Here is a 22,775-nt window from a genome sequence, read left to right as displayed (position 1 = left end):
GCGTCCGGCGCGCAGTTCACGCTGTGATGCGTTCGCCGGTTTCGGCTGAATAGATCGGCCAGCGCTCGAGAAAATCACAGCCATGCACGACCACCCGCTCATTGGCGCTGTCGACGAGGATGACGGCGTAGGAGGGCGGCGCCTGCTCGACGATTTCGCTCGACCGGTCAAGCGCAAGTTCGAACCTTGCATGCAGGCCGCGCTGCGCCGAGAACGGAATCCCTGCGACGGTGCCGGCGATGTCGCGATGGACATGGCCGAAGAAGATATGGCGGACGTTGCCATGGCGCTTCAGCAGGCTGAGCAACCGCGCGGGCTGTTCAAGCGCCAACGGATCGAGCTGCGGCAGGCCGAGCGCGACCGGCGGATGGTGCAGGAAGACGTAGGCGGCCCTGCCGGCTGATTGGTCCAGCCGGGCTTCGAGCCAGGCAAGCCGCCTTTCACACAATTCGCCTTCGATGCGCCCTTCCGCCAGGCAATCGAGGAACAGCAGCACTTCGTTGCCGGTGTCATGGACCGACTGCACAAAGCCGTTCTCGTCGACCGGATTTTCCGGGAACGCCGCGACGAGATTGGCCCGCCCGTCATGGTTGCCGGGCAGCAGCCTGTACGGTATCGACAGCGCGCTCAGCGCCGCGCGCAGATCGGCATAGCTCTGCGGCGCGCCGGTCTCGGTCAGGTCCCCGGTGAACACACAAAGGGCGCCGTCGGCGTGATGCGCATTGATATGCGCGATGCAGGATGCCAGCCTTTGATGCAGGTCCGCGCCATAGCGGCGCTCGCCTTGCCGGCCAAGATGCACGTCGGTGACCTGGATGATCTTCATCATGCTTTCAGAGCGCCGGCTCGGGCACGGACGCCTTGAAGACATCAAGGCGGGCTCCCGTCTCCGACGAGAAGAAATGCATGTCGTCCGGCGAAATCTTCAGGCCGACCTGGCTGCCGGGCTCGGGGTGGACGGCCTCCGACGTCATCACTGAAAACGGTGCGCCGTCGAGATCGACATAGATGACCCGGCCCGCCCCCAGTTCCTCCACGAGATCGACGGTGGCGTAGAGCGCGCCGGCCGTGCCGGGCGCCACCAGCCGGACGGCCTCGGGCCGGATGCCCATCGCGACCTTGGTGCCGACCGGCAGGCCGGTGCGTGCCATGGCCAGGCGCCGGCTGCCGCCGAGCAGCGACAGCCCATCGAGCTCGACTGTGCCTTCCAGAATGTTCATGGCCGGCGCGCCGACGAAGGTGGCGACGAAGCGGCTGGCCGGGCGGGTATAGATTTCACCCGGCGTGCCGACCTGCTCGACGCGTCCGCCATTCATCACCACCAGCCGGTCGGCCAGCGTCATCGCCTCGACCTGGTCGTGGGTGACGAAGACCGAAGTGGCGTTCAGCCGGCGATGCAGCTTGCGGATTTCCGAGCGCATCTGCACGCGCAGCTTGGCATCGAGATTGGACAGCGGCTCGTCGAACAGGAACACCTTCGGTTCGCGGATCATGGCGCGGCCCATAGCGACGCGCTGCCTCTGGCCGCCGGAAAGCGCCATCGGCTTGCGGTCGAGCAGGTGTTCGAGCTCCAGCGTGCGCGCGACCGCCTGGATGCGCTGCTGGCGCTCGGCCGAGGGAACGCCGGCGACCTTGAGCGAATAACCGATGTTCTGCGAAACACTCATGTGCGGATAAAGCGCGTAGTTCTGGAACACCATGGCGCAGCCGCGCTCGCGGGGTTCGAGTTTGTTGACCACCGTGCCGTCAATCGCGATCTCGCCGGCGGAAATCTCCTCCAGCCCGGCGATCATCCTGAGCAGCGTGGACTTGCCGCAGCCGGACGGTCCCAGGATGACGACGAATTCGCCCGAGGCGAAGTCGAGGTCGACGCCGTGCACGACCTGCGTCTTGGCATAGTTCTTCTTGACGCCGCGTATTGTGATGGAGGCCATTTTTGTCTCCTTATTTCTCGGTGGCGATCAGGCCGCGCACGAACCAGCGCTGCATCAGCACCACGACGATCAGAGGCGGCAGCATGACGATCAGCGTCCCGGCCATGGCGATGTGCCATTCGGGCGCGCCGCCGACATTTGGGATGAGCTGCTTGAGCTCAGTTACCGCTGTGGCATGCGACTGGTCGGTGGTGATCAGCAGCGGCCACAGATACTGGTTCCACGCCCACAGGAACATGATGGTGCCGAGCGCAGCCATGTTGTTGCGCGACAGCGGCAGCAGGATGTCGATGAAGAAGCGCAGCGCCCCAGCGCCGTCCATGCGCGCGGCCTCGGTCAGTTCGTCGGGAACGGTCAGGAAGAACTGCCGGTAGAGGAAGGTGCCGGTGGCGGTGGCGATCAGCGGCAGGATCAGGCCGGGATAGGAATTGAGCATCCCCAGGTTGAGCGCGACATGCACGCCCGAAACCTTCTCGATCAGCCAGGAAATCCCGGTCAGGTCCAGGATCGCCTGGTACGGCTCGAGCACGTTGGCGACCACCGCGTAGGTCGGCACGATGCGCACTTCGAGCGGCAGCATCAGCGTGATGAAGATCAGCCAGAAGATGAAGGTGCGGCCGGGATAGCGGAAGTAGACGATCGAGAAGGCGGTGAGCGCCGAGATGATCACTTTGCCGGCGGCGACGCCGGTCGCCATGATGAAGCTGTTGAGCAGCTTGGGACCGAGATCGGCGGTCGTCCAGGCGGTCTTGATGTTGACCCAGAAGTCGCTGCCCGGCAGCAGCGACATCGGCACATCATTGACATCCTTGAGGTTGTGCGATGCCGCGATCGCTACGACCACGAACGGCGCGATGCAAAAGACGAAGCCGATGAACAGGATCAGATGCGTGAAGAAATTGAGGAACGGGGTGCGCTCGACCATATCCATTTCACCTGTAGTGTACGCGCCGCTCGATGAAGCGGAACTGGAAGATGGTGAGCACGACGATGAGCAGCATCAGGATGATGCTCTGCGCGGCGGCGCCTGAATAATCGAGGCCTTTGAAGCCGTCGGAATAGATCTTGTAGACCATCAGATTGGTGGCGTTGGCCGGACCGCCTGATGTCATGATGTCGACGATGCCGAAGGAGTCCTGAAAACTCTCGGTGATGTTGATGACCAGCAGGAAGAAGATGGTCGGCGTGATCAGCGGGAACTGTATGTCCCAGAAACGCCTGATGACGCCGGAACCGTCCATCGCAGCGGCCTCGATCAGCGAGCGCGGGATGGCCTGGAACGCGGCAAGGAAGAAGATGAAGTTGTAGCCGACATATTTCCAGGAAAAGGCGACGATGATCGAAGCCATGGCGTCGGCGCCGTCGAGGCCGGGGTCCCAGAAGCCCGGCCAGATCTGGTTGACCACGGCCATGAACCCTGCCTCCGGCGCCAGGATGAAGCGGAACGCCAGCGCCAGCGCGGGCGCTGCGATGCCGTAGGGCCAGATCAGCACCACGCGATAGAGGCGTGAGCCGGCGAGCTGCCGGTCGGTCAAGGCGGCGAGCACCAGCGCGATGAACATTGCAAGACCGGTGCTGACGCCGGCAAAGACAAGGCTGGCGTTGATCGAGTTCCAGTAGTCGGCGTTGGACAGGATCGAGCGGAAATTGTCGAGCCCGACCCAGATGTTGCCGCCGCCCCAAGGCTGCTGCAGCGTTAGCGACCAGTACACGGCCTGGCCGGCCGGCCAGTAGAAGAACGTGAAGATCAGGAGGAGCTGCGGCACCGCGAAAAGGATGCCGATCGTCCATTTGCCGAAAGTGACGCGTTTTTCCATCGATCCGCCGATGCCGTTGAACCGTCAGCCCGCCTTCTCAGCGGGAGACTAAATATGAAATAGCCGCCCGTCGAATCCCGACGGGCGGCCGTTCCGCAATCGGAGATCAGGGCAGGGTCTTGCCCGGATAGGTCTGCTGGAAGCGGTCGAGGATGGCGTCGCCATTCTTGACCAGCGTGTCGAGGCCTTCCTGGACGCTGACCTTGTTGGCGAAGATCGCTTGCATCTGCGTGCCGAACTCGGCGCGGATCTGCGTGAAATTGCCCAGCCGGATGCCGCGGGTGACTTCGGTCGGCTCCGACGCGGTCAGGCTGGCGATGGCGACTTCACGGCCCTTGTAGGGCGCCTTGTCGTAGAAGCCCTGGCCCTTCATGTAGTCGAAGCCCGACTTCGTCACCGGGATGTAGCCGGTGTTGGTCGACCAGAACAGCGCGGTCTTGGGATCATGGATGAAATTCAGGAAGGCGGCAGCGCCCTTGTATTCGGCATCCGACTTGCCGGAGAGCACCCACAGCGAAGCGCCGCCGACCAGCGAATTCTTGCGCTCGGTGCCGGCATAGACCGGCAGTTCGGCGACATCCCACTTCATGCCTTCCTTCTGGGTCCTGCCGACCGTGCCGTGGTCGCCGACCGAGGTCAGGATGACCTGGCAGGTACCCGAAGCGAAGGCCTGCACCATGTCCTGGCCGAGATCCTTGGACTTGATCTTGATCAGGCCGGCGTCATACCACTTCTTGAGGTCGGTGACGTATTGGACGAACTTGGTCTTGTTGACTTCGAGACGCGCGTCGAGACCGTCATAACCATTGTTCTTGGTGGCGATCGGCTGGTTGTGAAGCGCCGAGAACTGCTCCATCAGCTGCCAGCTTTCATTGGCCGAGATGTTGATCGCCATCGGGCACTCGTAGCCCGCGTCCTTCAACGCCTTGAGGTCGGTGCCGACATCTTCCCAAGTCTTGGGCGCTTCGGTCTTGCCGATCTTGGCGAAGGCGTCCTTGTTCCAGTACATCAGCGGGGTCGAGGAATTGAACGGGAAGGACAGCATCTCGCCCTTCGACGTGGCGTAGTAGCGCGCAATGCCGGGGAAATAGTCGGCGTAGTCGATCTTGTAGCCGTTTTCTTCCATCAGCTTGTCGGCGGGCTTGTAGGCGCCCGACAGCATCATGGTGGCGGTGCCGACATCGTAGACCTGGACGACGGCCGGCTGCTTGCCGGCGCGGAAGGCCGCGATGGTGTTCTGCAGCGTGGCGTCGTAATTGCCCTGGCTGGTGCAGACGACTTCATAGTCCTTCTGCGAGGCGTTGAAGTTCTTGCACAGCGTGTCGACGACACGGGCAAGGTCGCCCGACAGGCCGAACCAGAAGTCGAATTTTACCGGTTCTGCAGAAGCAGGCATCGCCAGCGCGGTGCTGAGCGCACCAGCGGCAAGGGCAGCAAAGCCCCGCTTGATCATGGTCATGGTTTTCCCTCTCGAGTGGCTGGTGACAAGGGTCTTGCGCAAGTCCTTGCCCGCTCTCTTAGAGAAGGTATGTGACAGTTCTGTTGTGGCTCCCCGGCCTTTACACAGCTGCCCGTTCCTCTCCCTCGGCGGCTTGGCCGGCATCGAAACGCACCGGCATTTTTGTAGCTAGGGCGACTGTCGACGAGGTAAAGACCACATCGGCCGTTATGATTATCCGGCTAAAGGGACGATGGAATGCAGATGCGGCAACGGCACGAATGCGCCGGGGCCGGGACAGCACGCGCCGAAGGCAGGGCCACGATGGGCTGTTCTTCCGGCGGCGCTGCCGGATGGCAGGCACTCGTCGTGACGGTTCGCACTGCGCGACGATAAAACCGACGACGGCCAGCCTGCCTCAGCTGCCCAGCGCCGTCTCGACCAGCCGCCTGGCGTCAGGCCCCGACCATTCGGCCGGGCCGTTCATATGCGCGATCAGGCAGCCTTCGCCGTCGATCAGCATGGTGACGGGAAGGCCGAGCGCCAGGCCGCGCGCCTTGAGGTCGTTGAACAGCGCCACCGTCGAATCCCTGTAGTAGCCGAGCGCCTCGACGCCTGTTTCCTTGAGAAACTTCTTCGGCTTCACATCGTCGCCGGCATCGACATTGACGGCGACCACCTGAAAGCTGTCGCTGCCCTTCTCCTTCTGCAGCGCATCGAGCGCCGGCATTTCGGCGCGGCACGGCGCGCACCATGTCGCCCAGAGGTTGAGCAGCACCGTCTTGCCGGCATGATCGGCGATGGTCATCGGCTTGCCGTCGGGGCCATTGAAGGCAAGGCTTTTCATCGACTGCGGCGGATCGGCGGGCAACAGGGCGGCAACCTCGCCGGTGGCGGCAGCGGCGATCTTCTTGGCGCGGCCGCTCTTGGCGGCGCAGGCGACGTCATCCTTGCCGCCGCCGACCGCTACCTGCGCCGGTGCATTGCCAGACCGGCTCTCGCTGACATATACCGCGACCGCGCCGGCCAGCGCTCCCGCCACCAAAGCGGCGAGGATCAGGCGCGGGGCCGGGAAAAATCTGTTTCCGTCTGCCATTTTCTCAAAACTGCTCCCAAGCACGGGTTTTATAGCGATGAGCGACAAGAAGACCAGCAACCAGATGTGGGGCGGACGATTTGCCTCGGGTCCGGCCGCGATCATGGAAGCGATCAACGCGTCGATCTCGTTCGACCGCAAACTCTATGCGCAGGACATACGCGGCTCGATCGCCCATAGCGAGATGCTGGCGCAAACGGGCATTATTTCGGCGGCCGATCAAGAAAAAATCGCTCACGGCCTGAACACGATCCTGAAAGAGATCGAGGCCGGCAGCTTCGAGTTTTCGACGAAGCTCGAAGACATCCACATGAATGTCGAGGCCCGCCTCGCCGACCTGATCGGCCCGGCCGCCGGCCGCCTGCACACCGCGCGCTCACGCAACGACCAGGTGGCGGTGGATCTGAGGCTCTGGGTCAAGGACGAGTGCTTCCGCGTCGCCGAGGCGCTGAAGGGCCTGATCACGGCGCTGCTGGCGCGGGCCGAGGAGCACGCGGCGACCGTGATGCCGGGCTTCACCCATATGCAGGCGGCGCAGCCGGTGACCTTCGGCCATCACTGCATGGCCTATGTCGAGATGTTTGCCCGCGACCTGTCGCGCGTGCGCAACGCGATCGAGCGCATGGACGAAAGCCCGCTCGGGGCCGCCGCCCTAGCCGGCACCAGCTTCCCCATCGACCGCCACCGGACCGCCAAGGCGCTCGGCTTCCGCGAACCGATGCGCAATTCGCTGGACAGTGTTTCCGATCGCGATTTCGCGCTGGACTTCCTCGCCATGGCGGCGATCTGCGCCACGCATCTGTCGCGGCTGGCCGAGGAGATCATCATCTGGTCGACGCCGCAATTCGGCTTCATCAGGCTGTCGGACTCGTTTTCCACCGGCTCCTCGATCATGCCGCAGAAGAAGAACCCCGACGCCGCCGAACTGGTGCGTGGCAAGACCGGCCGCGTCAACGGCCATCTGATCGGCCTGCTGACGGTGATGAAGGGCATGCCTTTGACCTATGGCAAGGACATGCAGGAAGACAAGGAATCGGTGTTCGACGCCGCCGAGACGCTCGACCTGATGCTGGCTGCGATGACCGGCATGGTCTCGGACATGACGGTCAACGCGGCCGCGATGAAGAAGGCCGCCGGCTCCGGCCACGCGACCGCGACCGACCTCGCCGACTGGCTGGTGCGCACGCTCGGCCTGCCGTTCCGTGAGGCGCATCACGTCACCGGCCGCGCGGTGGCGCTGGCCGAGGAGAAGAAGGTAAGCCTGGAGAGGCTTTCGCTGGAGGACCTGCAGTCGATCAACCCCGGCATCACATCGGATATCTTCTCGGTGCTGGCGGTGCAGAATTCGGTCAAGAGTCGCACCAGCTTCGGTGGCACCGCGCCGTCGGAAGTGAGGAAGCAGATCCGCTATTGGAAAAAGCGGCTGGCCAAAGCCTGAAGCTGGATATTGCGACGGCAATATCCGGGGTGCAATGCGCCGAGAACTCGGCTAAAAGCGGCGGCTGACAAAACGTTTCGGACGGATGGATCGATGACCGGAAGCAGGATTTTGGTGACGCTGACGCTGCTGGCTGCGATGGCCGCCGTGACCGCCTGCGGCCGCAAGGCCGGTCTCGACACGCCCTATGAGGCGGCCGTGCAAGCGCGCAAGGATGCCGAAAAGGCCAAGCAGCCGTTGCCGCCGGAGCCGGAAAAACCGGTCAAGGACAAGAAGTTCATCCTCGACCCGCTGATCTAGAACCGATCAGACCGGGTTTGGCCTCCAAACCCGATCTTATCGTGCTCCAACCTCCGGAATCACTCTCGTGAACCATTTCGACTACCGTGACGGCGTGCTGCATGCCGAGGACGTGGCTATCCCTGATATCGCCGCTCAGGTCGGCACACCTTTCTACTGCTATTCGACCGCCACGCTGACCAGGCACTACCGCGTCTTTGCCCAGGCTTTTGCCGGCCTCGACGCGCTGGTCTGCTACGCCATGAAGGCCAACTCCAACCAGGCCGTGCTGCGCACCCTGGCCAGGCTTGGCGCCGGCGCCGACGTTGTCTCGGAAGGCGAGTTGCGCCGGGCGCTGGCTGCCGGCATCCCGGCAAGCAAGATCCTGTTTTCCGGCGTCGGCAAGACCGCGCGCGAAATGGACCTTGCGCTCGAAGCCGGCATCCTTTGCTTCAACGTCGAATCCGAGCCTGAACTCGACCTGTTGTCGGCGCGCGCCACGGCACTCGGCAAGGTGGCGCCGGTCTCGCTGCGCATCAATCCCAATGTCGACGCCAAGACCCACAAGAAGATCTCCACCGGCAAGGCCGAGAACAAGTTCGGCATCGCCTGGCAGCGCGCGCGGCAGGTCTATGCCCGCGCGGCGACGCTTCCGGGTGTCAAGGTAACCGGCATCGACACCCATATCGGCAGTCAGATCACCGAGTTGCAGCCCTTCGACGACGCCTTCGCCCTGCTGGTCGATCTGGTCGGCGCGTTGCGCGCCGATGGCCACGCCATCGAGCATGTCGATCTCGGCGGCGGGCTGGGTATCCCCTACCGCGTCGACAACAACCCGCCGCCCCTGCCCGATGCCTATGCCCAGATCGTCAGGAAGCATGTCACCAAGCTCGGTTTGAAGGTGATGTTCGAGCCGGGACGGCTGATCGTCGGCAATGCCGGCATCCTCGTCTCGGAAGTGATCTTCGTGAAGGAAGGTGACGCCAAGAATTTCCTGATCGTCGACGCCGCTATGAACGATCTGATCCGGCCGACGCTCTACGACGCCTTCCACGACATCAGGCCGATCGTGCAGCCGCCGGCCGACACGCCGCGCATGATGGTCGACGTGGTCGGCCAGGTCTGCGAGACCGGTGACTATCTCGGCCTCGACCGCGACTTGCCCAGGCTGAAGGCCGGCGATCTCATTGCCGTTTCCACCGCCGGTGCCTACGGCGCCGTGCAGGCAGGCACCTACAACACCCGCCTGCTGGTGCCGGAGGTGCTGGTCGACGGCGATCGTTTCCACATCGTGCGTCCGCGCCTGACCTATGACGATTTGATCGGGTTGGATTCGGTGCCTGGCTGGCTGGCATAGAAGCCACAGCCGGCAGCGCTACAGCCGGTTCTGCAGGAGCGTCCTTGTCTCGGCGATCCTGTCTTCGTCACGGCGGTAGAATGTCCATTGCCTGATGCGCTTGGGCCGCAGCAGGCCGGCCTGGGTGAGCACGCGCATATGCTCGGAGAGCGTCGCCTGCGTGATGCCGAGCTTCTCGGCGATCAGCAGCGCGCAAACGCCGTCCTCGACCAGATCGCCGTCGGCCTGGGCCGGGAAATGTGAGCGCGGATCCTTCAGCCAGTCGAGGATCTGCAGCCTGCGTTCGTTGGCGATCGCCTTGAAGACATCAACCTCTTGCATTTAGCTATTTTGCCAAGTTACTAATTACTGTCAATCCCGAGGAGATCGTCATGGCGCAGGGCAACACCGTCACCCGCGAGCGCATTGCCGCGATGGAACCGCGCATCCGCCCCTATATCAGGCACACGCCGGTGCTGCGCGTCGACATGGCCGACTTCGACCGGCCGTCGCTGGCGGTCGACCTCAAGCTCGAATGCCTGCAGCATTCCGGTTCGTTCAAGGCGCGCGGCGCCTTCACCAATCTTTTGGAAAGGCCGGTTCCCAAGGCCGGTGTCGTCGCCGCATCGGGCGGCAACCATGGCGCCGCCGTCGCCTACGCCGCCATGCGTCTCGGCCACAAGGCGACCATCTTCGTTCCCGAAGTGAGCCCGCAGGCCAAGCTGGACCGCATTCGTTCCTATGGCGCCGACCTGGTGGTTGGTGGTGCCCGTTACGCCGAGGCGTTGGCCGCCAGCGAACGTTTCGCGCAGGAGACCGGCGCCTTGCAGATCCACGCCTTCAACCAGGAGGAAACGCTGGTAGGCCAGGGCACGCTTGGGCTTGAGATCGAGAACGACCTGCCCGAGATCGACACGCTGCTGGTCGCCGTCGGCGGTGGCGGCCTGATCGGCGGCATCGCCGCCTGGTATGCCGGCCGCATCCGCATCATCGCCATCGAGCCCGAGGGCGCGCCGACGCTTCATCGCGCCTTCGAGGCCGGCCATCCCGTCGACGCGCCGGCGGAAGGCATCGCCGCCGATTCGCTGGCGCCGAAACGCGTCGGCGAAATGATGTTCCCGATCGCCGAAGCCTTCGTCGAGCGCTCCATCCTGGTGAGTGATGACGACATCATCGCCGCGCAGAAGGCACTGTGGAACCGTGTGCGTATCATCTCCGAACCGGGTGGGGCTGCCGCCTTCGCCGCGATCCTGTCCGGCCGCTACACGCCGGCACCGGCCGAACGCGTCGCCGTGCTGGTCTGTGGCGCCAACGCAAACCCCGCCAATTTCTGATTGCAACCATTTCGGCGGGCTTCACGTTTTTTGAAAGCGCCTCGCCTTTGCCGTGTTTGCTGGTATTCTTCGAGTCGTGAGGATCGGGCTATCCTGCCTGATTCCAGGAAGGGCCGATGACGCAACGACCCACCTCTAGCGATCGCGGTCTCGCCGGGCGCCTTGCGCTCAGCCGGCTGGCGACGCGGGTCTCGATGATGGTCGAGCGCGGCTGGCCGCTGCTGCTGCCGCTGATCATTGTCGCCTGCCTGTTCCTGAGCATCTCCTGGTTCGGCGTTTTCTCCCAGCTGCCGGATGTCGCACGTATCGGCCTTGTCGCCGCATTCGGCCTGGCAGGGCTGGCGGCGCTCTATCCGCTGCGCTTTTTCCGCTTGCCTGGCGCCGCCGAGGTCGACCGCCGCATCGAGGCCGCCAACGAATTGCTGCACAGCCCCGTGCTGGTGCAGTCCGACCGGCCAAGCGGCCACGAAAGCAGCTTCTCGCAGGCGCTGTGGCGTGAACACCAGAAGCGCATGGCCGCCAGGCTCGACAGCCTTGGCGCCGACCTGCCGCGCACCCGGGTGCCGGAGCGCGATCCTTGGGGGCTGCGCGCCGTGGCGGCGCTGCTGCTCGTCACCGCCTTTGCCTTCTCCTTCGGGCCGACAGGCGGCAGGCTAGAAGACGGCTTCAGCACCCACGGCGCGCACGATGCCGTGCCGCCACGCATCGATGCCTGGGTGACGCCGCCCGCCTATACCGGCAAGCCGCCGATCTTCCTGACCGCCGACGCCAACCAGGCAACGCCGACGTTTCATGTGCCTGAGGGCAGCGACGTCTCCTTGCGCGTCACCGGAGGCTCGGGCGAGGAAACGCTGGCCTATGCCGACAAGGATGGCAATGTGCGCACCATCGACCCTGCCGGACCACAGGCGGCCAGCGTCAAGCCAGCCGCTAGCCCGGCGGCGCCGGCCCCCGCATCCCCGTCCAAGGTGCGCCAGTTCACCGGCAAGCTGACCGGCGACGGCACGCTGACGCTGAAATCGGGCGAGGATCAGCTCGGCCGCTGGGCCTTCGCCGTGATCGCGGACAAACCGCCACAGATCCGCTTCGTCGGCGAGCCCAAGCGCGCCGCCAACGGCGCCTTCGAACTCAACTATCAGATCGACGACGATTATGGCGCCGCCACCGCCAAGGCGGTCTTCGCGCTGGCCGACCCGCAGGCGCCTGGCGCGCATCCGCTCTACGGCACGCCCGAAATGCCGTTGGCGCTGCCGCGCCGCGGCGGCAAGTCCAATGCCGCCAAGACCACCAAGGACCTGACCGAGCATGTCTGGGCCGGCAGCAGCATCAAGCTGACGCTGGTCGCCACCGACGACGCCGGCCACACCGCGTCGAGCGAGACCAAGACGCTGGTGATGCCGGAGCGGCCTTTCGCCAACCCGCTGGCGCGGGCGGTGATCGAACAGCGCCGCCTGCTTGCGCTCGACGCCAATGCCAAGCCGCGCGTGCTCGACCTGATCGACGCCATCACGCTGCGGCCGGAAGACACGTTCGACAACATGTCCCACTACCTCGCCATCATGAGCGCGCGCAGCCGGCTGAAACTGGCCGGCAACGACGATCAGCTGCGCGGCGAGGTCGCCTATCTCTGGGAAATCGCGCTCGGCATCGAGGAGGGCAACCTCTCGGCGGCCGAGAAGCGGCTACGCCAGGCACAGCAGGCGCTGCAGGACGCCATCAAGAACGGCGCCAGCGACCAGGAAATCGAGAAGGCTATGAAGGAACTGCGCGAGGCGATGAACCAGTTCCTGCAGGAATTCGCCGAACGCGCCAAGCAGAACCCGAATGCGCCGCAAATGCAGCAGAACGGCCAGGAACTGCGCCAGAGCGACATCGATCGGATGATGGACCAGATCGAGAACCTGGCGAAGTCGGGCGACCGCGACAAGGCGCAGCAATTGCTGTCGCAGTTGCAGGACATGATGAACAATCTCCAGGCAGGCCGTCAGCAACAGGGCGGCGAACAGGACAGCCAGATGCGCCAGCAGATGGACAAGCTCGGCGAGATCCTGCGCCGCCAGCAGGAGATGATGAACGACACTTTCCGCATGGACCAGATGCAGCGCGGCGAGCGCCAGCGCGGACAGAACCGCGACGAGCAGCTCGGCCAGGGCGGTGGCGAGGACCAGGACAAGCCAGGCGTCGGCGAGGACCGCGATCCGCTCGCCAGGCAAAAGCCGATGACGCCGCAGGAATTCGCCGATGCGCTGAAGCAGCTGCAGGAAGGCCAGGGCCAGTTGAAGAACGACCTCGAGAAGCTGAAGAAGAGCCTCGAAGGCATGGGCATGGAGCCCAATGAAGGATTTGGCGAGGCCGGCAAGTCGATGGGCAGCGCCGAGCAGGCGCTTGGCGAGGGCCAGGGCGACGAGGCCGTCGGCCACCAGGGCCGGGCACTCGAGGCGCTGCGCAAGGGCGCCAAGGACATGATGAAGCAGATGCAGGCCATGCAGGGCGACCAGGGCGGCAGCCAGGAAGGCGGGCGTCAGCAGAATGCCGACCGCGACCCGCTCGGCCGGCCGCGCGCCAGCCAGGGTCCCGATTTCGGCGATTCGGTGAAAGTCCCCGACGAGATCGACGTCCAGCGCGCCCGCCAGATCCTGGAAGCGATCCGCAAACGGCTCGGCAACGCGCTCAGTCCCGATATCGAGCGCAGCTATCTCGAACGGTTGCTCGAGCTGAAATAGGGACCGCCCCCACACCCCGCCCGCCCCTCGAACGGTTGCAACACTATGCCGAAGCTCGGCACTATCACGCCCATCCTGCGCATCTTCGATGTTGCCAAGGCGCATGAATTCTACGTCGGGTTTCTCGGTTTCGAAGTGCAGTTCGAACACCGCTTCGAAGACAACGCGCCGCTCTACACAGGCGTTTCACGCGACGGCTGCGTCTTGCATCTGAGCGAACATCATGGCGACGGCACGCCGGGCTCTCACATCCGGATCGAGACGACTGACATTGCGGGGCTCCACCACGAATTGACCGAAAGAAAGTACCGCTTTGCCAGGCCGGGGTTGGAGGAGACGCCCTGGAAGACGAAAGAGGTCACGGTCGACGATCCGTTCGGCAACCGCCTGACCTTCTATGGGGATGTCTGACTCTAACGATTGACGAACGCCTCGCGGATCGCCTCCTGCATGCCGTCGATCGCCTCGCCAGACGCGTTCGGGTTGCGATGCATCACCACATTGGAGGAATCGATGTCGCCGAACCCGTCGGCCGACGTCAGTTCGCGGCAGCCGTCCGGGATGTTGCTGCGCGAGATCGGCGCGATTGCCAGCCCTGAGGTGACCGCGAGCTTCAGGCCGCCGGTCGTGTCGCTGGTATAGGCGACACGATAGGCAAGCGCGCGCTGCTCCAGCGACTTGATGGCGAAGTCCTTGCACCAGCTGACCCGGTTGTAGAGCGCGATCGGCACCGGCCGTTCCTCATGCATGTGATGCAGGGTCGACGTCACCCAGACCGTCGGGTCGTGCATCAGCACTTCGCCGCCGGCCGGATCCTGCCATTCGAACACCACGCACAGATCGAGTTCGCCGGCGGCGAGCGCCGCCAGCTGCGCCTCCGAATGCGCGTAGCGGACGGTGACCTCGACCTTGGTGTGGCGTTTCGAGAATGCGCCAAGCGCGCGCGACAGGATTGCGTGGCCATATTCCTCCGGAATGCCGATGCGCACCGGTCCGCCGAGCGGCGCCGCCGCCATCGACGCCGCCGTTTCGTCGAGCAGCGAGACGATGCGGCGGGCATTGACGATGAGTTCGCCGCCGCGCCGCGTCAGTGCGACGCCGCGCGAGCCGCGCTCGAACAAGCTATCGCCGACCAGTTCCTCGAGCTTCTTCATCTGCATCGACACGGCCGACTGGGTGCGGCCGGCCTGCTCGGCCGCCCGGGTGAAATTGCCGGCCTCGGCGATGGCGACGAAGGTGCGCAGGAGATCGCTGTCGAGGGTTGGACGCATGCTATCCATCATAAGCAGATTTGATTGCAGGCATCATTCCAATTCGTTTGCAACATGTCAAACGCCGGACGATAGTTGCCCTACCCATTGGATATGCGGCTGCGAAATCGGCTGCGGACCAATCTAAGAGTCCTCACTCGTACCCGCTGCCCGAAACGGTGGCGGGTTCTTTTTGATCTGGAGGCGGGCTGCTTCGGATCGTACGCGCAGGAGCCGGAAAGCAGATGCAGAATAGGATGGTGCGCGGCATCCTGAGCCTGTGCCTGGGCGTGCTGGTGTTCTCGCTGCAGGACCCGCTCGTCAAGGCCGTGGCGAGCGGCTATCCGGTGACCGAGGTGATGGCGATCCGGTCGATCGTCGCCCTGCCGATCCTGATCATTCTCGTCCATGCCGATGTCGGGCTACGGGCAATCCTGTCGAAGCGGTTCGGCCTGCTGACGATCCGCGCCTTCATCCAGTTCACCTCCTACACGGTCTATTATCTGGCCATCGCCGCGCTGCCGCTGGCCGACGCGGTGGCGCTTTATTTCATGGCGCCGCTGTTCATCATGGCACTGGCCGGCCCCTATCTTGGCGAACGCGTCTCCTGGCGCACGCTGGCGACGGTGCTGATCGGGCTGCTTGGCGTCATCGTGATGGTGCGCCCCGGCGCCGGCCTGTTCGACTGGGCGGCGCTGCTGTCGCTGGGCTCGGCCGCGCTCTACGGCTTCTCGCAATTGATGGCGCGCAAGATCGGCGATACCGAATCGTCCACGATCATGGCTTTCTATCAGAACGGCGCCTATCTCGTCGGCGCAGCCGTGGTTGCCGGCACATTCCATCTGGCCGGCATATCCCACGCCGTCCACCCCAGCGTCGAATTCCTGGTGCGGCCCTGGATATGGCCGACGCTGTCCGATTTTCTCAAGATGGCCGCCTGCGGTTTCGTCGCCTCCGCCGGTATGATCCTCCTGTCGCAGGGCTACAGGCTGGCGCCGGCCAATCGGGTAGCGACCTTCGAATACACGGGCATTCTGTGGTCGCCGCTCTGGGGTTTCCTGTTCTTCGCCGAGGTGCCGCGGTCGACGACCGTGATCGGCGCGGCGCTGATCATCGGCGCCGGCCTGCTCGCGCTCAACACTGGGCGGCTCAAGAGCGCAGCGCCCATGCTTGCCGCCGCCGATCCGGTCTGATCAGGCGAAGCAGATCAGCGCGCGCTCGACGCGCGAGCGGATTTCAGCCAGCGTGAACGGCTTCTGCACGACATCGAGGATGATGCCGTTCAACTCCTCGGCGCGCTCGCGCTGGTCGGCATAGCCGGTCATCAGCATGATCTTCATCGCCGGAAAAAGGACGGCCGCCGCGATCGCCATCTCGATGCCGTCCATCTCGGGCATGCGGATGTCGGAGACCACGAGATCGTAACCACCATGCGCGGCGCGTATCAGCGCCAGGCCTTGGGCGCCGTCGGCGGCGATATCGATTGCGTGGCCTGCGCGTTCGAGCGCGCGGGCAGCGAGGGTGCGGACGGACTCATCGTCCTCGACGATCAAAAGCTTTGCCATGGCCGGCAATTTGGCCGCGAAAAGTTGACTTTTCCTGAAAGGACCAAACCCCTGACAGGGCTAATTTTTCCGGCGCCGTTAAGGCCTTTTTCAGAACTTGTCAGCGCAAGGCAGTGGCCTCACGCATCACCTTTCACGATGCCCACGAACGGCAATTCACGGAAGGCGTGCGCGACATCCATGCCGTAACCAACGACGAAATAATCGGGGCAGTCGAAGCCGACATAGTCGGCGACGAGCGCGGTCTGGCGGCGCATGCGCTTGTCGAGCAGCACGGCGATGGAACAGCTTTTCGCGCCGCGCGACAGCATCAGGTCGCGGGTGAAGGTCAGTGTCTTGCCCGATTCCAGAATGTCGTCGATCAGCAGCACGTCGCGGCCGGCGACCTCATTGTCGATGTCGCGCAGCACCCTCACCTCGCCGCTGGTGGTGCCGGCGCCATAGCTGGAAATGAAGATGAACTCGACCTCCGGCGACAGGCCGACATCGTGCATGGCGCGGATCAGGTCGGCGGCGAAGATGAACGAGCCCTTCAGCACCGAAATCACCAGCAGATCGTGATAGTCGTGCTCGGCGATCTCCTTGGCGAGCTCAAGATTGCGCCGCGCGATCGCCGATGCCGAAAACAGGACTTCGATGTCCTTGTCGCGTACGATTGGCATTTTTCGCCCCCTCAAGTTTTTTACCCAAACGCCTCCACACCGAGCGTGTGTTGAGATTCAGGTCAGGCCGAGCCGAAAACGGTGGTTTTCCGAGTACCGGAGCGGAGCGTACTTAAGTACGTGAGCACCGGAAGCGCAGGGAACCGCCGTTTGCAGGCCGGCCTCACCTGAATATCGACACACGCTATTCGGCGAAAGTAACCAAAACGGTCCTCACGCCGTTCTTAGGCACGTCGAGCCGGCTGGCAAAGCCGAATCTTTCGCCCGATGCCAGCGAATGGCCGGATGTCCCCAACGTATAGCGGGTTGTACGTCCGTCATTGCCGGTCACGCGGATTTCGAGCGGCGGCATTGTCGCCGGCCCCGCCCCGTCATTGGCGGCCTCGCCATCGACGAACAGCACCGGATTGGCTCCCGAGGCGTCGACGTGCGAGGTGACGCCTGAAATGGTCAGCGCCGAGGCTTGCGCGCCGGTCAGGAGCGGCGCCTGGCGCACCAGCGCATGCCCGCCGGAGACCCAGAAGGCGGCCAAGGCGGCGCCGATGCCGGCGATCCAGAAGATCGGCCCGCCGCGCGCGGCCGGCGGCCGTTCCGCCGGCGCTTCCGGCTTGCGCAGCATGTCCATGCCCTCGATGGACGGCGTGACAATCAGGCGCGGCGGCGGTGAAACGCTTTCCACGGTAGGGACAAGGCGCGGCATCACTTCATAGTCGGCATCGACGATATAAGCCGCCGGGCCGCGCACGATCCGCTCCGCCGCGACAATTGCCGGGGGATCGGTCATGATTTCGCCGGAAACCGGGCGCGCGGTTCGTTCGTCAGCCATCATGGCCCCGTTATTGCGCGTGTTCGCTTTTCGTTTCTTTTGCGTAAACAAAAATGGTTAACGCTTCCCCACCGGAGCCCTCGTGACGCGCCGAAACAAGCCAGAAATTAACCGCCGGTTAACCATGCCGGCCGATGCTCTTTTCGCAGAACAGGCAGGCTTGGCGCTGCCCGACGCGGATTCGGATTTCAGGTCGAATCGACCCGAAATCCGAATCCGTGTCCAAACTAAAGAGATAGAGCATGATGTCGTCCGAAAACCGCTTCACACTTTTCGGCATCATGCTCTAGAAATTTCAGGTCGTCGAAATTGATTCGCTTCGAAAATGTCGGCCTCCGCTATGGCATGGGTCCGGAAATCCTCCGCGACATCTCCCTGCACATCCCGGAGCGCTCCTTCCAGTTCCTGAGCGGACCCTCGGGCGCCGGCAAGACGACGTTGCTGCGGCTTCTGTTCATGTCGCTGAAGCCGACGCGTGGGCTGATCACCATTTTCGGCAAGGACCGTTCGCGCATTTCGCGTACCGAACTGCCGCATTTGCGGCGCCGCATCGGCGTGGTGTTCCAGGATTTTCGCCTGCTCGACCACATGACCACCTATGAGAATGTCGCGCTGCCGCTGCGCGTTCGCGGGCGCGAGGAAGCGAGCTACCGCACCGATGTCACCGAACTGCTGAAATGGGTGGGGCTGGGCGAGCGCATGCATGTGCTTCCGCCGGTCCTGTCGGGCGGCGAGAAGCAGCGCGCCGCCATCGCGCGCGCCCTGATCGAGCAGCCCGAGATCTTGCTCGCCGACGAGCCGACCGGCAATGTCGATCCGCCGCTCGCGCGACGGCTGCTGCGGCTCTTCATCGAGCTCAATCGTCTCGGCACCGCTGTGGTGATCGCCACCCACGACCTTGGCCTGATGGAACAGGTCGACGCGCGCCGCATGATCCTGGCCGGCGGAAGGCTGGACATCTATGACTGATCTGTCCGCCGAACACCTCCAAGAGCATGAGCAGGACGCCGAGGCGGCCGAAGCAAGACCGCGCGCCCAGCGCCGTATGGCGCCGATCGTTCCGGCGCAGAACATCGCCGGTCGGGCGCTCGTCCTGGTCATCGCCATCATGACCTTCCTGTCGTGCCTGACCTTCGGCGCGGTGACGCTGGTGCGCGACACCGCCTCGGTCTGGGAGAACCAGATCTCGCGCGAGGCGACGATCCAGATCAAACCGGCCGACGGCCTCGATATGGAGGCCGCCCTTGCCCAAGCCTCAAAAATCGCCGGCGAATTCCCCGGCGTGAAGTCGACAAAGATCATCGACCGCGATGCGACCGCGAGGCTGCTGGAGCCATGGCTTGGTTCAGGCCTCAACATCGACGAGTTGCCGGTGCCACGCCTGATCATCGTCACCATCGATGAGAACAGTCCGCCCGACTTCGCCGCCATGCGCGCCGCCATCACGCCGAAACTGCCGAGTGCGTCGCTCGACGATCACCGCACCTGGGTCGACCGGCTGGTGGCCATGGCCCGCACCACGGTGACCATCGGCATTGCCGTGCTGGCGCTGATGCTGTCGGCGACAGTGCTGACCGTGGTGTTCGCGACCCGTGGCGCCATGGCCGGCAACGGCCATATCATCGAAGTGCTGCATTTCGTCGGCGCCGAGGCGGCCTTCATCGCGCGCGAATTCCGCCGGCATTTCCTGGTCACCGGCATGAAGGGCGCGGCCGCCGGCGGGGCGGCGGCGGTGCTGGTCTTCATCGTCTTTTCCTGGTGGTCGTCGCGCAACATGGCGACGCCGCAAGCCGATCAGGCGACTGCCCTGTTCGGCAATTTCGCCATCGGCTCTGCGGGCTATCTCGGCGTCGTCCTGATGGTGCTGGTGATCGGCGCGCTGACGGCGGCAACCTCGCACGCCACCGTCGTCGCCTATCTCAGCGACATCGATGTTCGACAACCCGACGCTTGAAAGGGAACCTGCGCTGATGGGGATGGAGGCTGGCTGATCACGGATGGAGAAACGGCGTAACGCAAAGTGCGTCTTTTACCTACCCAAGGCCGCATTTCAGGATTAACCATATGGTCATGGACGTGCGGGATTCGACCGGGACGGCTGGACAGATGCCAGTGGTGGTTGCTCGTTTGCACGACCGCGGCGGGTTTAGCCGTTTAAGAACCGCACTGCGGATATCCGCGCTCTCCCTCCTCGTCCTTGCTGTCTTGTTTGCCGGCGGCTTCGGCTGGTTCGCCAACAAGGTCGCGCATCTGACCACGCCCGCCAATCCGGAGAAGGCCGATGCCATCATCGTGCTCACCGGCGGCCAGTCCCGCCTCGACGCGGCGATGGATCTGCTGGCGTCCGGCAAGGGCGAGCGGCTGTTGATCAGCGGCGTGCATCCTTCGGCCAGCCGGCGCCAGCTCCAGGCAGCCACCGGCGGCGATAAGAACCTGTTTTCCTGCTGCGTCGACATCGACCGCGCCGCGCTCGACACGATCGGCAATGCCGAGGAAAGCGCCAAATGGGTCGAGAGCCATGCCTATGGCACGGTGATCCTGGTCACCAACAATTACCACATGCCGCGCAGCTTGCTGGAAATGGGCCGCCTGCTGCATGGCGCCAAGCTGGAACCCTATCCAGTGGTCAATTCCAATCTCGACAATGGCGGCTGGCTGACCAAGCCGCGGGCGTTGCGCGTGCTGTTCACTGAATACACCAAATATCTGCTGGCGCTGGCGCGCGGCATCGTGCCGGTCAAACCGACCCCGGACGGCATTGCGCTGGCCGAGACCGCCGCCGGCGGCTGAGCCCCCGGCGCTCCATCATCATTCCTTTTCTGTCCCCTTCGACGCGGCCTTCAGGCGGCTGACCTCCTGCTCGAGCTGTTGAATGCGCCTGTCCCGTTCGCCAAGCGCCGCCGCCACATCAGCCGCCTCGAAGCGCTGCGGGATGTGCTGCGGGCAATTCGCATCCCAGGCCGAGACGGTGAACAGGATGACCTGTTCGGGCCGTGCCTTGTAGTCCTGCGGCATCAGCCTCGCCATCAGCTCGGCATCGTTCTCGACGACGCGCGCCGTGCCCCAGATCTTGATGCGTTGGCGCAGCATGTAATCGATCAGGAACAGGAAGGCGCGCGGATTGTCCGCCAGATTGCCCTGCGTGATGAACTGCCTGTTGCCGGAAAAATCCGCGAAGCCGATCGTCTTTTCGTCCAGCACCTTGAGAAAGCCGGCCGGGCCGCCGCGATGCTGGATATAGGGCTGGCCGTCGCCATTGGCGGTCGACAGGAAGACGCTGGTCTGCATCTCGATGAAGGCGGCAAGGTCCGGCGTGATGACGGCCTGCCAGCCACCACGCTCCTCGACGCGGGCGTAGGACTGGCGCGAACCCTTGCGCGCCTGGATCGCCTTGACGGTCGGCGTGAAGGCGACATCGCTGGTGAAAGCATGCGCGTCCATCGAAACCTCCTTGCCCGGAACCGGGTGCAGCCGACGCAATTCCGGACGGAAAACCGCTTCACACTTTTCCTGGAACTGCTCTAAAGCCCGAGCGCCGACAATGTCGGATGGTCGTCCGGGCGGCGCCCCAACGGCCAATGATATTTGCGATCGGCCTCGCTGATCGGCAGGTCGTTGATGCTGGCGATGCGCAGGCGCATCAGCCCGTGCTCGTCAAACTCCCAGTTCTCATTGCCATAGCTGCGGAACCAGGAGCCGCCGTCGTCTCGCCATTCATAGGCGAAGCGCACGGCGATGCGGTTGCCGTGGAAGGCCCAGACCTCCTTGATCAGCCGGTAGTCGAGCTCGCGGCTCCATTTGCGCGTCAGGAAGGCCTGGATGGCTTCGCGGCCCTGTAGGAATTCGGCACGGTTGCGCCAGCGGCTGTCGGTCGTATAGGCGAGCGCGACCCGTGCCGGATCGCGCGAATTCCACGCATCCTCCGCCATACGGGCCTTTTGCGCCGCGGTCTCGACGGTGAAGGGCGGAAGGGGTGGGCGACTTTCAGACATGAGAACTCCATTGCGCGGCTGCGAACCCCATATATAACCCCTTCCATTCCTGAAATGCAGATGGCATATCTGCAATCATTCCTTCCATTTTCTGGAAGAAGTGATGGATCGTCTCGAAGCCATGTCGCTCTTTGTCGCGGCGGTGGAGGCCGGCAGCCTTTCCGCCGCGGCCCGCCGTTTCGGCATTCCGCTGGCGACCGTCAGCCGCAAGGTTTCCGATCTCGAACGCCATCTCAACACCCGCCTGCTGAACCGTTCGACGCGCCGGCTGACGCCGACCGATGCCGGCGAGGCCTATCTTGCGGCCTGCCGCCGCATCCTCGATGACGTTGGCGAGGCTGAACGCGCCGCGGCCGGCGAGTACAGCGCACCGACCGGCGAACTGGCCATCACCGCGCCAGTCGTGTTTGGCCGTCTCCATGTGTTGCCGGTGGTCACCGGCTTTCTCTCGGCCTATCCCGACGTGGATATCCGCCTGACCCTGGCGGACCGCATAACCCAGCTGGTCGAGGACCATTTCGACCTCGCGCTGCGCATCGGCCAGTTGCCGGATTCGAGCCTGGTCGCCATTGGCGTCGGCTCGATTCGCCGCGTTGTCTGCGCCAGCCCGGCCTATCTGGCCGAACACGGCACACCCACGATCCCGGAAGATCTCGGCACCCACGATTGCATCACCTTCGAGGGACTTTCCTCCGCCGCCCCGTGGAGCTTCGCCAAAGGCAAGACGGACGTCACGGTCCAGGTCCGCTCGCGCCTGCAGGTCAACACCGCCGAGGCGGCGATCGATGCCGCGATTGCCGGCGTCGGGCTGACGAAAGTGCTTTCCTATCAGGTCGATGCCGCCGTGCGGTCCGGCATGCTGCGCATCGTGCTGCAAGAGTTCGAGCCGGAACCGTGGCCGGTGAGCTTGGTGCATGCGGGCCACGGCCTGCTGCCGGTCAAGCTGCGCGCCTTCCTCGACTTTGCCGCACCGCGTCTGAAGGAGCGGCTGGCGCGATTGGGCTAGCATGCCTGCGCTGGCGTGAGCCGTGCTTCACATCAATCGGGACACGCCTGCGCCATTTCCTTTTTCCCCGCGCTTGGTG

Annotated in this window: 24 protein-coding genes; 11 read left to right on the top strand and 13 right to left on the bottom strand. The window is 64.1% G+C overall.

Annotated features, from left to right (window positions below; genetic code table 11):
- Positions 1-16: 16 nt before the first annotated feature.
- The 6 genes from JG747_RS08000 to tlpA all read right to left on the bottom strand — a co-directional run bounded on the left by JG747_RS08000 (position 17) and on the right by tlpA (position 6,285).
- Positions 17-826: a phosphodiesterase gene (locus JG747_RS08000; RefSeq protein ID WP_202361525.1), complete on the bottom strand. Its 810-nt coding sequence runs from the start codon at positions 824-826 to the stop codon at positions 17-19.
- Between the two features lie 7 nt (positions 827-833).
- Positions 834-1,934: a sn-glycerol-3-phosphate import ATP-binding protein UgpC gene (locus JG747_RS07995; protein WP_202361524.1), complete on the bottom strand. Its 1,101-nt coding sequence runs from the start codon at positions 1,932-1,934 to the stop codon at positions 834-836.
- 10 nt (positions 1,935-1,944) lie between these two features.
- Positions 1,945-2,859 (bottom strand): ABC transporter permease subunit, encoded by a 915-nt coding sequence (locus tag JG747_RS07990; RefSeq protein ID WP_202361523.1) that lies wholly within the window; start codon positions 2,857-2,859, stop codon positions 1,945-1,947.
- A gap of 7 nt (positions 2,860-2,866) precedes the next feature.
- Positions 2,867-3,751, bottom strand: a complete 885-nt coding sequence (locus JG747_RS07985) for a carbohydrate ABC transporter permease (RefSeq protein ID WP_019861397.1) — start codon at positions 3,749-3,751, stop codon at positions 2,867-2,869.
- Positions 3,752-3,857: 106 nt separating this feature from the next.
- Entirely contained in the window at positions 3,858-5,210 is a 1,353-nt protein-coding gene (locus JG747_RS07980) for an extracellular solute-binding protein (protein WP_019861399.1), read from the bottom strand.
- Between the two features lie 397 nt (positions 5,211-5,607).
- Positions 5,608-6,285: a thiol:disulfide interchange protein TlpA gene (tlpA, locus tag JG747_RS07975; protein WP_038649936.1), complete on the bottom strand. Its 678-nt coding sequence runs from the start codon at positions 6,283-6,285 to the stop codon at positions 5,608-5,610.
- Positions 6,286-6,322: 37 nt separating this feature from the next.
- Between tlpA and argH the strand changes: the two genes are divergently transcribed.
- The 3 genes from argH (at position 6,323) to lysA (ending at position 9,359) form a co-directional block, all read left to right on the top strand.
- The gene (argH, locus tag JG747_RS07970) at positions 6,323-7,723 is read left to right on the top strand and encodes an argininosuccinate lyase (RefSeq protein WP_038649937.1); all 1,401 of its coding nucleotides are present in this window, start codon (positions 6,323-6,325) and stop codon (positions 7,721-7,723) included.
- 93 nt (positions 7,724-7,816) lie between these two features.
- The gene (locus JG747_RS07965) at positions 7,817-8,023 is read left to right on the top strand and encodes a hypothetical protein (RefSeq protein ID WP_019861402.1); all 207 of its coding nucleotides are present in this window, start codon (positions 7,817-7,819) and stop codon (positions 8,021-8,023) included.
- Between the two features lie 67 nt (positions 8,024-8,090).
- Complete coding sequence (gene lysA, locus JG747_RS07960; protein WP_202361522.1) at positions 8,091-9,359, top strand: diaminopimelate decarboxylase; 1,269 nt, start codon at positions 8,091-8,093, stop codon at positions 9,357-9,359.
- A gap of 18 nt (positions 9,360-9,377) precedes the next feature.
- Here the strand turns inward: lysA and JG747_RS07955 are convergent, their stop codons facing one another.
- Positions 9,378-9,680, bottom strand: a complete 303-nt coding sequence (locus JG747_RS07955; RefSeq protein WP_019861405.1) for an ArsR/SmtB family transcription factor — start codon at positions 9,678-9,680, stop codon at positions 9,378-9,380.
- Between the two features lie 50 nt (positions 9,681-9,730).
- Between JG747_RS07955 and JG747_RS07950 the strand changes: the two genes are divergently transcribed.
- From JG747_RS07950 to JG747_RS07940, 3 genes are all read left to right on the top strand, one after another.
- On the top strand, positions 9,731-10,672 hold the full coding sequence (locus JG747_RS07950; protein WP_019861406.1) for a threonine/serine dehydratase: 942 nt from the start codon (positions 9,731-9,733) through the stop codon (positions 10,670-10,672).
- A gap of 116 nt (positions 10,673-10,788) precedes the next feature.
- Complete coding sequence (locus JG747_RS07945; protein WP_202361521.1) at positions 10,789-13,395, top strand: TIGR02302 family protein; 2,607 nt, start codon at positions 10,789-10,791, stop codon at positions 13,393-13,395.
- A gap of 45 nt (positions 13,396-13,440) precedes the next feature.
- Positions 13,441-13,806 (top strand): glyoxalase superfamily protein, encoded by a 366-nt coding sequence (locus JG747_RS07940; protein ID WP_019861408.1) that lies wholly within the window; start codon positions 13,441-13,443, stop codon positions 13,804-13,806.
- A 2-nt stretch (positions 13,807-13,808) separates the two neighbouring features.
- Here JG747_RS07940 and JG747_RS07935 read toward each other — a convergent pair whose 3' ends face one another.
- Positions 13,809-14,666, bottom strand: a complete 858-nt coding sequence (locus JG747_RS07935) for a LysR family transcriptional regulator (RefSeq protein ID WP_202361520.1) — start codon at positions 14,664-14,666, stop codon at positions 13,809-13,811.
- A gap of 224 nt (positions 14,667-14,890) precedes the next feature.
- Here JG747_RS07935 and JG747_RS07930 point away from each other — a divergent pair, with 224 nt between their 5' ends.
- Positions 14,891-15,838 carry a DMT family transporter gene (locus JG747_RS07930; RefSeq protein ID WP_064981009.1) on the top strand — a complete coding sequence of 316 codons (948 nt, stop codon included), beginning with the start codon at positions 14,891-14,893 and terminating at the stop codon, positions 15,836-15,838.
- Here JG747_RS07930 and JG747_RS07925 read toward each other — a convergent pair whose 3' ends face one another.
- The 3 genes from JG747_RS07925 to JG747_RS07915 all read right to left on the bottom strand — a co-directional run bounded on the left by JG747_RS07925 (position 15,839) and on the right by JG747_RS07915 (position 17,701).
- On the bottom strand, positions 15,839-16,210 hold the full coding sequence (locus JG747_RS07925) for a response regulator (protein ID WP_019861411.1): 372 nt from the start codon (positions 16,208-16,210) through the stop codon (positions 15,839-15,841). It lies immediately after the preceding gene.
- Between the two features lie 119 nt (positions 16,211-16,329).
- The gene (gene hpt / locus JG747_RS07920; protein ID WP_019861412.1) at positions 16,330-16,872 is read right to left on the bottom strand and encodes a hypoxanthine phosphoribosyltransferase; all 543 of its coding nucleotides are present in this window, start codon (positions 16,870-16,872) and stop codon (positions 16,330-16,332) included.
- A 184-nt stretch (positions 16,873-17,056) separates the two neighbouring features.
- Entirely contained in the window at positions 17,057-17,701 is a 645-nt protein-coding gene (locus JG747_RS07915) for a hypothetical protein (protein ID WP_038649942.1), read from the bottom strand.
- Positions 17,702-18,007: 306 nt separating this feature from the next.
- Between JG747_RS07915 and ftsE the strand changes: the two genes are divergently transcribed.
- From ftsE to JG747_RS07900, 3 genes are all read left to right on the top strand, one after another.
- Positions 18,008-18,667 (top strand): cell division ATP-binding protein FtsE, encoded by a 660-nt coding sequence (gene ftsE / locus JG747_RS07910; RefSeq protein WP_010911739.1) that lies wholly within the window; start codon positions 18,008-18,010, stop codon positions 18,665-18,667.
- A complete protein-coding gene (locus tag JG747_RS07905) occupies positions 18,660-19,652 on the top strand; it encodes a cell division protein FtsX (RefSeq protein WP_038649944.1) in 993 nt (330 codons plus the stop codon). Before ftsE ends, JG747_RS07905 begins: the two co-directional genes overlap by 8 nt.
- 110 nt (positions 19,653-19,762) lie before the next feature.
- On the top strand, positions 19,763-20,488 hold the full coding sequence (locus JG747_RS07900) for a YdcF family protein (RefSeq protein ID WP_019861416.1): 726 nt from the start codon (positions 19,763-19,765) through the stop codon (positions 20,486-20,488).
- An 18-nt stretch (positions 20,489-20,506) separates the two neighbouring features.
- On the opposite strand, the gene JG747_RS07895 is transcribed toward JG747_RS07900, so the two are convergent.
- On the bottom strand, positions 20,507-21,139 hold the full coding sequence (locus JG747_RS07895; protein WP_202361519.1) for a pyridoxamine 5'-phosphate oxidase family protein: 633 nt from the start codon (positions 21,137-21,139) through the stop codon (positions 20,507-20,509).
- An 80-nt stretch (positions 21,140-21,219) separates the two neighbouring features.
- Positions 21,220-21,690: a nuclear transport factor 2 family protein gene (locus JG747_RS07890; RefSeq protein WP_069090244.1), complete on the bottom strand. Its 471-nt coding sequence runs from the start codon at positions 21,688-21,690 to the stop codon at positions 21,220-21,222.
- A 103-nt stretch (positions 21,691-21,793) separates the two neighbouring features.
- On the opposite strand from JG747_RS07890, the gene JG747_RS07885 reads away from it, so the two are divergent.
- Entirely contained in the window at positions 21,794-22,696 is a 903-nt protein-coding gene (locus tag JG747_RS07885) for a LysR family transcriptional regulator (RefSeq protein ID WP_202361518.1), read from the top strand.
- Positions 22,697-22,775 lie beyond the last annotated feature (79 nt).

It is taken from the genome of Mesorhizobium sp. 131-3-5 (assembly GCF_016756575.1).
GTDB classification, from domain to species: domain Bacteria; phylum Pseudomonadota; class Alphaproteobacteria; order Rhizobiales; family Rhizobiaceae; genus Mesorhizobium; species Mesorhizobium jarvisii.
Note: the sequence above shows the minus strand (reverse complement) of the source record. Positions and strands in the feature narration are given on the sequence as shown.